Consider the following 10,135-nt stretch of genomic DNA (forward strand, 5'->3'; position numbering starts at 1 on the left):
TTTATAAAAAAAGATAAAGAAATTTTTACTTCTTTATCTTTTTTTCTACACCTTCTAATAAATATTCTAAATGAGAAACATCTACATTTTCTCTCTTAAGCATTTTTATTCTTTCCTTAGCTTTAGATACAGTTTCTTTAGCCTCTTGAAAATCTTTGCCTTTTGCTGCATTACTAGCATAAGCTATAAGATAATCAATCTTTAATACTAATTCTGCCAAATCTTCCCTTTCATCATTTACTAAATCACATAAAAGACCATATATTTTAGGTGTTGTATTTCTCTTTGAATCTCTTAATAAGTCATTATTTGTGCTATTATATTTTGCCATATAGTTACCTCCATAACTGTTATCCTAATAAAATATCTATTATTTCACTAAAAATAGCCAGCTATTATCTAATATTATTATTTCTAAATATATTAAATTAATTATGGCACATGATTTTTATTCTGTAAATGGAGAAAAAATACTGCTAAAACTATCCATAGACATCGGTGATATTCTCACCCTCTTTAAGGTATATAAACCATCATTTATACTAGCAAAACCATATTCAGTGGTTACCGCTGCCTTAATACCAAGTTGTGCATCTAAACTCACAGTGGTATCATCATACTTACCTGCTGGATAGCATAAAAACTTACTATCTACTCCAATATTCTCCTTAAGAAATTCTTTTCCATCTTCTATAGTCATCTTTTGATCCGCAAGTGAGGCTCCACCTAATTCAAAATGATATGCTGTATGATTTTCAATTTCCATTCCATGTTCCTTCATTTCTTTTAACATATCTGTACTCATATAGTAACCATCTTTGTCTGTATTATTGGTTATTATAAAAAATGTTGCCTTCATACCGTACTCTTTTAATATAGGATATGCCTCTGTATAATTATCAGCATAACCATCATCAAAAGTTATAGCTACAGGCTTTACTGGTACCTTACCTGTTTCAAAAGCTTCGTATACCTCTTCTAAAGACATTGTAGTAAATCCATTATCATTAAGCCAAGCCATTTGTTCATTAAAGAGTTCAGGTGCTACCATCAAACTATTATCAGGATAATCAGCGCATATAGAATGATACATTAAAATTGGAATTCTCACTTCTTCTGGTGCAATGTTTATATACTTTACCTCCGTTGTATCTGCTTTCTCATTTACTCCTTCCTCTACTGTTTCCAAATTGCCTTCTTCATTACTTACAGAACTAGGAGCCTCACTTACTTCCTCACCTGTGCTCTCTTGCTTTTCTGCTTTAATAGAATTATATTTATTCTTGCTATTTTTTTCTTTTATAATCACTACACTTCCTATAATTAATATTATAGCAACTAAAATTAAAAGATTTTTCTTTTTATTTTTTATCATAAATTCCTCCTCATACTAATTACTATTATAAATCTTATTATACTTTTAAATTTTTGTAAATTTATTTTAAAGCTATATTTTCTTAATTTTTTTCAATATTTTATTAAATATTTCGAAACTTTAATATATAATGGTATATATTGAATTTATTAGGTGGATTATGATAAATATATATATTAAAAAAACATCCAGAAAGTAAGATTAGAATCTTTCTCTCTGGATGTTTTTATTATTTTTCTTGTAAAAGCTTCTTTAATTTATTTTGAACTAACCATAGTTTTTTTTGTTTTCTGTTATATGCTACAAGCTTATTTTTATTATTCTTACTTTCTTCCATAAGCTTAATATATTTTTCATCTGCAATATTTAATGCATCTTCAATTACTAAAAGTTCTTCTTTAGTAAACATATCTAGCCCTCCATTCATCAAATTAATCAATAATAGTTACCATTAATTATATCATTATTTTCACTAAAATATTGTTTAAAATGAATTTAAATTGACTCTAACTCTACTTTACTTTCATTACTTTTCTTATTTATAAGATAATCTACAATTATAGCAATTGCTCCATCACCAGTTATATTAGTAGCTGTTCCCAAGCTATCTTGTGCTGCGTGAAGAGCTATCATTATAGATTTTTCTATACTACCAAAGCCAAACATTGTTTCTAATAATCCAAGTGCTGCCATTACGCCACCTCCTGGAACTCCTGGTGCTGCAATCATTGTAATTCCAAGCATAAAAATGAATGGTAATACTTGAGATAATGTTGGAACTTGTCCATTCATATACATTACAGCCATTGAAGTTATTACTAAAGTTATTGTATCTCCTGCTAGATGTATTGTCGCTCCTAAAGGAACTACAAATTCTGCTATTTCATCACTAACTGAATTTCTTTTTACACATTGTAAAGTTACTGGAATAGTAGCTGCTGATGATTGTGTCCCCATTGCTGTAAAATATGCTGGTAGCATATTTTTTATCAACTTAATAGGATTTTCCTTCTTTATTATTGAAGTTATACTGTATTGAATTAATATATATATAGCTTGCACTGAAAATAATACTGCATATACTATGGCAAAAGACTTAAGAGTAGTAAATATCTCTCCACTGAAGCTTAATTTAGCAAAAATACAACCAATATATATTGGTACTAAAGGAATTAATACTTTATTAACTATCATAAGCACTATTTCATTAAACTCTTCAAAAACCCTTAATAAAGAGCTATCTTTTACTTTTGATATACCAATACCTAAAATAAAAGCTAAGACTAAAGCAGACATAACCCCCATTATAGCAGGTATATCTATTGTAAAGTAGGCAGTAGCTTCAACTGCTGCTCCTTCTGCTAATGTTCCCTGCTTAATTAAATTAGGCAGAATGGCTGATCCTGCTAAATACGCTAATAATCCTGCTACTATAGTTGAAACATAAGCTATAACTGTTGTAAGTAGCAAACCCTTTCCAGACTTTTTACCTAGTGTAGCTATTCCTGGAACTATAAATCCTATTATTATTAAAGGAATAACAAAGGATAAGAAGCTACCAAAAATACTACTAAATGTAGCTGCTAATCTTACTGGCCATAAAAGACCAATACCATTGCATCCTAACCCCAAGATAATACCCAAAAAGAAACAAATAAATATCCTTGAAATTAAAGACATTTTTTTCATAAATACCCCCCTTTTGTACTTTCACGGCGTACAACTGTTTATTATATACTTACAATATACAATGCGTAGAAATTTATGTCAATTAGTTTTTGAAAAAACTATTAAATAACTTCCCTCAATAACTTTTCTATATTATAAATTAGATAGTTCTATCTTGATAATATTATTAATTCCATATTCATCAAGCATAAGTTTTTCATCAATTGTAAAAAGAACCCCTTAGCTGTTTACCAAGAGGTTCTTTTTGATAATTCAATATATTACATGTTCATAAACATTTCTATATCATCTTCAACATTATTTATTCCACCAATACCAAAGTTTTCAACTAATACTTTAGCTACATTAGGTGAAAGGAATGCTGGAAGCGTTGGTCCTAAGTGAATATTTTTCACTCCTAAGTATAGTAATGATAATAATACTATTACTGCTTTTTGTTCATACCAAGCAATATTAAATGCTATTGGTAAATCATTTATATCTTCAAGTTCAAATATTTCTTTTAATTTTAATGCTATTAATGCTAATGAGTATGAATCGTTACATTGTCCTGCATCTAGTACTCTTGGAATTCCACCGATATCTCCAAGATCTAATTTATTATATTTATATTTAGCACATCCTGCAGTTAAAATAACAGTATCCTTTGGAAGAGCCTTAGCAAAATCAGTGTAATAATTTCTTGATTTAGCTCTACCATCGCAACCACCCATTACGAAGAATTTCTTAATAGCTCCTGATTTTACTGCTTCAACAATTTTATCAGCTAAAGCAAATACTTGAGCATGGGCAAATCCACCAACAATTTCTCCAGTTTCAATTTCAGTTGGAGCTTTGCACTTCTTAGCATGTTCTATTATTGCTGAGAAATCTTTATTATCTTCACTTTCTCCTTTAATATGAGTACATCCTGTATATCCAGCTGCTCCAGTTGTATATACTCTATCTTTGTATGAGTCCTTAGGTGGTACTATACAGTTAGTAGTCATAAGAATTGGTCCATTAAAGCTTTCAAATTCTTCTTTTTGTTTCCACCATGCATTACCATAGTTTCCTACTAAGTGAGAATATTTCTTTAAATGTGGATAGTAATGTGCTGGTAACATTTCTGAGTGAGTGTATACATCTACTCCTGTACCTTCTGTTTGTTTTAATAATAATTCTAAATCTTTTAAGTCATGTCCTGATACTAAGATACCTGGATTATTTCTAACTCCAATATTTACTTTAGTTATTTCAGGATTTCCATAAGTTTCAGTGTTAGCTTGGTCTAATAATGCCATACCATCAACACCAACTTTACCTGTTTCTAAAGTTAAAGCTATAAGTTCGTCTATTGTTAAAGAATCATCTAATAACTTAGCTAATGTGCTTTGCATGAAAGCATTAACTTCTTCACTATCATATCCTAAAGCATTAGCATGCTTCATGTATGCTGACATACCTTTTAATCCATAAGTTATAAGTTCTCTTAAACTTCTAACATCTTCATCTTTAGTTGCTAAAACTCCTATATCAGACTTCTTGTCCATTTCTTCATTTGAAGATGCATCCCATAAAGCTGCTTCTGATAAGTTTGCTGTATCTTTTAACTTTGCCATAAGTTCATTCTTAACATTTAAAGTTTCTCTAACTCTGCTGTAGAATACTTCATCATCAAAGTTTGCATTAGTTATTGTTGTAAATAAATTAATAGTTATTAAGTGATTAACTGCTCCATCTATAGCTTGTCCTTCAGCTCTTAATCTAGTTGTTATCTCACTTAACCCTTTAGTTGTATATATTAAAAGGTCTTGCATTCTAGCTAAATCCGGGCTTTTTCCACAAACACCAAACTTAGTGCAACCTGTACATCCTGCTGTTTCTTGACATTGAAAACAAAACATTTTATTTTCCATTTCTTAAACCCCCGTAAAATTAATTTTCAAAATATATACTATATAATACACTATAATTAAAATAAAATATGTAACATTTGTTACAAAGTTTATTTTCATTTTTTCAATGAAAAAGTATTTCTTCTAATTTCTCTATATCTAATATAGTTATATTATTCCTATCAAAATCTATAATTTTTTCTTTTCTAAGCTTAATTAATTCTCTTGATAAAGAAGGTCTCGGAATTCCTATAAAATTTGCTATTTCTTCTTTGTTCATTTTTAAATTTACTATTAGTTGTTTTTGTGATTTATATTCTTGCAAAATATAATCTACAACTTTTTGCTTTATATTTTTTAAAGAAATACTTTTAATCTTATTATTAAGTACAATAACTTTATCACTTAAAAGCATCAGAAAATTTTCTAATATAATATCATTTAAAGAAAATAATTTTATGATGTCCTCTTTATTTAAATACCCTACTATACAATTGCTATTTGCCATTACTGTTACAGGATACGTAGTAGTTTTAGAAAAAATAAGTGCCTCTCCAAATACATCACCACAAGAAAGCTTCTTCATTACTATAGATTTACCACTAGGATATATTCTTTCTATATTAGCTGTTCCTTGTAATAATAAACCTATAGCATTACAGTTATCATCTTCCTGTGAAATTATAGAACCTTTAGGATATCTCTCTATATAATAATTTAAATGTTTTAATAATTCTTCTAATTCTTCTCTACTAATACCAGAAAAAAGTGCATTATCTTTAATATTATTTATTATTTCTTTCATTTTTCACCACTCTTATCTTTCGTTTTAATTATAGTATACTACTTTTTTATTATTACATATAAAAAAACCGTATTAATATGAACTTTATTTCTGAAGCATTAAGTTCTTATTAATACGGAATCTTTTCTATATTTTTTTAACTACTGATGATTTTAATTTCATAGCTCCAAAACCATCTATTTTACAATCAATATCATGTCCATCAGATACACCATAAAGTAAACGTATATTTTTTACTTTTGTACCTTGCTTTAATGCAGATGAAGCACCTTTAACTTTAAGGTCTTTTATTATTGTAACTGTATCTCCATCGTTTAATACATTTCCATTTGCATCTTTGATTACTTCTTGAGCTTCTCCAGCAACTTCTGCACCAGCAGTCCACTCATAAGCACATTCAGGACATACTAAAAGGCTTCCATCTTCATATGTATATTCCGAATTACATTTAGGGCAATTTGGTAACTTATCCATTATTCATTCCTCCAATAATTTTCATTTGTAATTGTATAATTACAATTAATATATGCAAAATATAGAAATATATAAAATTCTGCTTATATTCTTATATATACTATCATACTCTTTTAATATTGACAAACAATCATCATACAAACAAAAATTCAAGATTTCTGAATTAACAATATCATTATTTTAATGAGTAATTATAAGTTCTAGACTTATCTCTAGTTGTACAAATTTGTAATGTTAAATCATCTAAATTATACACACATGACCATTGTGTATCTGAAGGTATTCCTTCTCCACCTTCAACCTGTCTTACTCCCTGTGATGGTACACTAAGTAAAAGATCCATTGCTTCATCTTCACTCATTATTCCATTTGTCTCTTCTTGCTTAGCTTTAATTTTTTCATAACGGTCTTGTCCATATCCTGAATTCATATTGTTATAAAGAACAAAATTTGTTGCTGCTGTATATCCCTCTTCTTTAGTTAAAACATGCATTTCATTATTTATATATTCAACAACTGCTGTATTTCCTGTAGCATCTGCAATTTGAAAATGATAACCTGTTTCTCCACTTGAATTCATATCATAATTTTTAAGTAATTCAATAGCTTCATCAACAGTAGCCGCTTTATCTAAAACCATACGAATTGCTGAAGTAGTTGTTATAGGTACTTTTCCAGTATTTTGATGAACTTTTCCATCTTCAATAACAAGAACACCAATAGCAAGTCCTTTTTCATTCATACCATCTAATGGTGCATATGGTGCTGCTAAAGTAATAACACGATTTATTAAATTCTTAGTTGGCATATTTTCTAAACTTAATCCTAAATGATTTAAATTAACTAAAGAAATTGACTTATATCCATTCTTAGGTTGAGTGCGAACAATAAGTCCTATAGAATGTACATAATCAAAATTTCTTCCAAAAAGATTTTCATCTTCTAAATTAGTAGCAACAAAAGTGCTACAAGCTCCATCTGGATTAACATCAAAAGAAATTCCTTTTAATACTTGCTTAGTTACAAAGCTTACAAGATCATCATCTGTTGCAGCTCCATTTACTAAAAATTCATCTAAATTATAATCTGCATGATAAGTCATTTCATAAAAAGGATGCTCATTTAATTGTTTAAAAGATACTAATGTACGAATCTCTCCAAAAAACAATCCTCCTACTCCAATAACTAATGCTAATATTAATGCTAATGTACTAATACCTATTATCTTTAATTTTTTCTTCATATACTTTTCTCCTATTTTTTAATAAGTTATCTTTGCTAAAGATATTATACATTATTTTATTTTGATAATCAAACTATTTTATTTACAAATTATTTTTTTATGATTAAGCTAATATAGCTATATTTAAATATATTGATGGTTGGTTACAATAAGAACGAGGCTTCACTCTTCTATTAATTACATGACACCAGAACAATGCTAATTATTAGCTAGAAGTGCAACATAAAAAAGTTTGAGTTTCTGTGTCCAATATATTGACATAAGACCAATTTAAGTTATATTATTTTATCAAATAAAATGAAAAATACTAAACATCAACACAAAAATGTAAATCATAATCCATAAGTTAAAAGTATAAAAGCTTACTTTGGAGAACCCAAAGTAAAAACTTATGATTCAACTGATTTTAAGCTATAATAAGGAGGATGAATAAAATGAATAATTATGAAAATATTTTTAGGTGGATGAAAAAAGCAACAAAAGCAGAACGTCATATTGAAGAATTAGAGTCATTTGCAAAAAAACATCCAATAATATTTATGAAGTTTCATAAGGAAGGTAATGCAATAATTAAATATGATGAATGTGATCCTAAATATATTAAAGCAAAAGAAGAGTTAATAAAACTATTTAATGAAAATCAAAGTAGTTTTGAACCTGTTTTTGAAGCTGTAAAAAATAAATTTAATTATTAATATTTAAAAATAAATATTGGAATATTTAAACTATACCCCTTGTCAAGGACAGTTTAAAAAAGAGTAGACTAATTTAAGAGATGATTTATGTATTTAACAGGAGTCATCTTTTTTAAATTCTATTAACCTCTAAAATATTAATTATTAGTTTTATAATTTTAAACTTTTCACTTGCGGATACTATTACTTCATCCCCCCTTTCTAGCATTTCTAGGTTTTTACTATTTTTTACAATTAATACCTTTTGTAGTTATTATTGTTGCTACTTCTATTAGTCAAAGAGCATTTTTACTTTTACTATTCCACTGATAATTGAATATCTTGATATAATTTGTTATTTCTTATTTCTGGATTATCTCCAATAAATGCTTTTCCCGCTTCTTCATCTCCTTGTAATTGCCATATAAACCATGCTGTAACATATCCATCTGCTGAATATAGCATTTGTACATGTTTTGCTCCAATTCTTCTGAGCATTACCTTTGATGATGGTATCTTATTATACATTTCAATCATTTTTTCAATTGGTATTACATATTGAGTTTCAAAATATCCATTAGTTCCTGCTATCATCAATATTGGTATATTTATTTTAGTTAAATCATATTTCCACCCAAACTGATGTGAAATTTCTTCGTGTGTTGGAGATAAAGCTACTGCTGTTTTGTATTTGTCCTTATATTCCATAATAGAAGTTGCTGTTAACACTCCTGCTCCACCTTGTGAATGTCCTGTTATACCTATGTTGTCTAAATCTAATTTACCATAAAAAATACTGTTACTATTACTATTTTCAGATATAATCAAATCTATTGTTTCATCAGCAGACTTGCCAAATCCTGTGCTACCATCATCATTGCCAATAACTACAAATCCCCAAGAAGCTAAATGTTTGAATAATGCTTTATACTTTTTAGGCAAAACTCCAGTACCATTTAATATAACTACTACTGGATATTTTTTATTGATATTACTTAATTCTTCAGGATAATAAATATAATATTTCTTCGTTATTTCTGAGCCATCTTTTTTTACTTTCTTAACTTTATAATCTCCCATTGATAAATATTTAATTTCAATATCTCCACCTGTTTTTACTTCCTTAGTATAGTTATTGGGTGTCATTGGTATAAATAATATTATGACTAACAGTGCAATAAATAATACAATAGATATTCCAATTATATTTAACAGCTTTTTCATCTCTACTCCTCCTTAATTATTTTTCTACAGGTATATACTTATCAAGGTATTCTTCCACTGTTTCCATATATTCTTTATAAATTTTATCATCATTTTGAAGTCCGTGTCCTGAATGTGTTGCTTCAAAATATTTATAATCTACATTATTCTCCAATAATTTTATTATTTAATAAACTTTACTCTTTTATTATAAATAAAAACTCTTACCTGCATATTTTAATACAAGTAAGAGTTTTAATATCTTATAACATTATTCTATTTACAATTTAAATAAAAACCTCACTTATTTATGATACGGTTCTCCATATCAGTAATAAGTGAGATTTTCTATCTATACAAACTAGAAGTTGTCACATTACATTTGCTTCCTAAATAAAAACATCCCCTGTCCTCCATCACCAATAAAATCTTCTGGCATATCAGCTCCAGGATTTTTTTCATTTAAAAATTCTACTATATGAAATCCACATCTATTTACATAAAAATGAATGTTTCTTCTCTCAAAATAAGGTGTACAAGTTTCCCATACCTTTGTTTCCGGATGTAATTTTTCAATTTCATCCCACATTCTCTTACCAATACCTTTACTATGAATACCACACTTAACATAAAACAAGTCGAGATGATTATGCTGAGCTTCTTCATCAATTACTACAATAGCACCTCCAACCATTTCACCATCAACTGGTCTTATGTCAATATTTTGGACACAAAAAGTCAAACTTTTTTATGCTGCACTTCTAGCTAATAATTCACATTGATCTGGAGTCATGT

The 10,135-nt window shown here is 28.1% G+C and carries 12 protein-coding genes; 1 reads left to right on the forward strand and 11 read right to left on the reverse strand.

Translation table 11 applies throughout. The annotated features are described in order from the left end of the window. Nucleotides 1-25 precede the first annotated feature (25 nt). From BHW04_RS05435 to BHW04_RS05470, 8 genes are all read right to left on the reverse strand, one after another. Entirely contained in the window at nt 26-331 is a 306-nt protein-coding gene (locus BHW04_RS05435) for a hypothetical protein (RefSeq protein WP_022211978.1), read from the reverse strand. Nucleotides 332-448: 117 nt separating this feature from the next. Continuing rightward, nucleotides 449-1,375, reverse strand: a complete 927-nt coding sequence (locus BHW04_RS05440; RefSeq protein WP_186835509.1) for a polysaccharide deacetylase family protein — start codon at nt 1,373-1,375, stop codon at nt 449-451. A 229-nt stretch (nt 1,376-1,604) separates the two neighbouring features. After that, nucleotides 1,605-1,784 carry a hypothetical protein gene (locus BHW04_RS05445; protein WP_022211490.1) on the reverse strand — a complete coding sequence of 60 codons (180 nt, stop codon included), beginning with the start codon at nt 1,782-1,784 and terminating at the stop codon, nt 1,605-1,607. Between the two features lie 86 nt (nt 1,785-1,870). Next, nucleotides 1,871-3,064: a dicarboxylate/amino acid:cation symporter gene (locus BHW04_RS05450; protein ID WP_022211489.1), complete on the reverse strand. Its 1,194-nt coding sequence runs from the start codon at nt 3,062-3,064 to the stop codon at nt 1,871-1,873. 260 nt (nt 3,065-3,324) lie between these two features. Further along, nucleotides 3,325-4,962 carry a hydroxylamine reductase gene (gene hcp, locus BHW04_RS05455; protein WP_186835511.1) on the reverse strand — a complete coding sequence of 546 codons (1,638 nt, stop codon included), beginning with the start codon at nt 4,960-4,962 and terminating at the stop codon, nt 3,325-3,327. A 103-nt stretch (nt 4,963-5,065) separates the two neighbouring features. Continuing rightward, nucleotides 5,066-5,746, reverse strand: a complete 681-nt coding sequence (locus BHW04_RS05460; RefSeq protein WP_302699141.1) for a Crp/Fnr family transcriptional regulator — start codon at nt 5,744-5,746, stop codon at nt 5,066-5,068. Between the two features lie 126 nt (nt 5,747-5,872). Further along, a complete protein-coding gene (locus BHW04_RS05465; protein WP_186835513.1) occupies nt 5,873-6,220 on the reverse strand; it encodes a zinc ribbon domain-containing protein YjdM in 348 nt (115 codons plus the stop codon). 175 nt (nt 6,221-6,395) lie between these two features. Next, a complete protein-coding gene (locus tag BHW04_RS05470) occupies nt 6,396-7,463 on the reverse strand; it encodes a C45 family autoproteolytic acyltransferase/hydolase (protein ID WP_022211485.1) in 1,068 nt (355 codons plus the stop codon). Between the two features lie 434 nt (nt 7,464-7,897). On the opposite strand from BHW04_RS05470, the gene BHW04_RS05475 reads away from it, so the two are divergent. Continuing rightward, the gene (locus BHW04_RS05475; RefSeq protein ID WP_302633423.1) at nt 7,898-8,158 is read left to right on the forward strand and encodes a hypothetical protein; all 261 of its coding nucleotides are present in this window, start codon (nt 7,898-7,900) and stop codon (nt 8,156-8,158) included. A gap of 297 nt (nt 8,159-8,455) precedes the next feature. On the opposite strand, the gene BHW04_RS05480 is transcribed toward BHW04_RS05475, so the two are convergent. The 3 genes from BHW04_RS05480 to BHW04_RS05490 form a co-directional block, all read right to left on the reverse strand. Continuing rightward, nucleotides 8,456-9,361 (reverse strand): poly(ethylene terephthalate) hydrolase family protein, encoded by a 906-nt coding sequence (locus BHW04_RS05480; RefSeq protein WP_302699142.1) that lies wholly within the window; start codon nt 9,359-9,361, stop codon nt 8,456-8,458. A gap of 16 nt (nt 9,362-9,377) precedes the next feature. Next, nucleotides 9,378-9,515 (reverse strand): hypothetical protein, encoded by a 138-nt coding sequence (locus BHW04_RS05485; protein WP_302631288.1) that lies wholly within the window; start codon nt 9,513-9,515, stop codon nt 9,378-9,380. Nucleotides 9,516-9,716: 201 nt separating this feature from the next. Further along, nucleotides 9,717-10,082, reverse strand: a complete 366-nt coding sequence (locus tag BHW04_RS05490) for a GNAT family N-acetyltransferase (protein ID WP_302699143.1) — start codon at nt 10,080-10,082, stop codon at nt 9,717-9,719. Nucleotides 10,083-10,135: the final 53 nt, after the last annotated feature.

The organism is Clostridium sp. 29_15 (assembly GCF_001916075.1).
Taxonomy (GTDB): Bacteria; Bacillota; Clostridia; order Clostridiales; family Clostridiaceae; genus Clostridium; species Clostridium lentum.

Coding starts and splice junctions, on each gene's coding strand:
- BHW04_RS05435 (WP_022211978.1), bottom strand. CDS start 331: ATGGCAAAATATAATAGCACAAATAATGACTTATTAAGAGATTCAAAG.
- BHW04_RS05440 (WP_186835509.1), bottom strand. CDS start 1,375: ATGATAAAAAATAAAAAGAAAAATCTTTTAATTTTAGTTGCTATAATA.
- BHW04_RS05445 (WP_022211490.1), bottom strand. CDS start 1,784: ATGTTTACTAAAGAAGAACTTTTAGTAATTGAAGATGCATTAAATATT.
- BHW04_RS05450 (WP_022211489.1), bottom strand. CDS start 3,064: ATGAAAAAAATGTCTTTAATTTCAAGGATATTTATTTGTTTCTTTTTG.
- hcp (WP_186835511.1), bottom strand. CDS start 4,962: ATGGAAAATAAAATGTTTTGTTTTCAATGTCAAGAAACAGCAGGATGT.
- BHW04_RS05460 (WP_302699141.1), bottom strand. CDS start 5,746: ATGAAAGAAATAATAAATAATATTAAAGATAATGCACTTTTTTCTGGT.
- BHW04_RS05465 (WP_186835513.1), bottom strand. CDS start 6,220: ATGGATAAGTTACCAAATTGCCCTAAATGTAATTCGGAATATACATAT.
- BHW04_RS05470 (WP_022211485.1), bottom strand. CDS start 7,463: ATGAAGAAAAAATTAAAGATAATAGGTATTAGTACATTAGCATTAATA.
- BHW04_RS05475 (WP_302633423.1), top strand. CDS start 7,898: ATGAATAATTATGAAAATATTTTTAGGTGGATGAAAAAAGCAACAAAA.
- BHW04_RS05480 (WP_302699142.1), bottom strand. CDS start 9,361: ATGAAAAAGCTGTTAAATATAATTGGAATATCTATTGTATTATTTATT.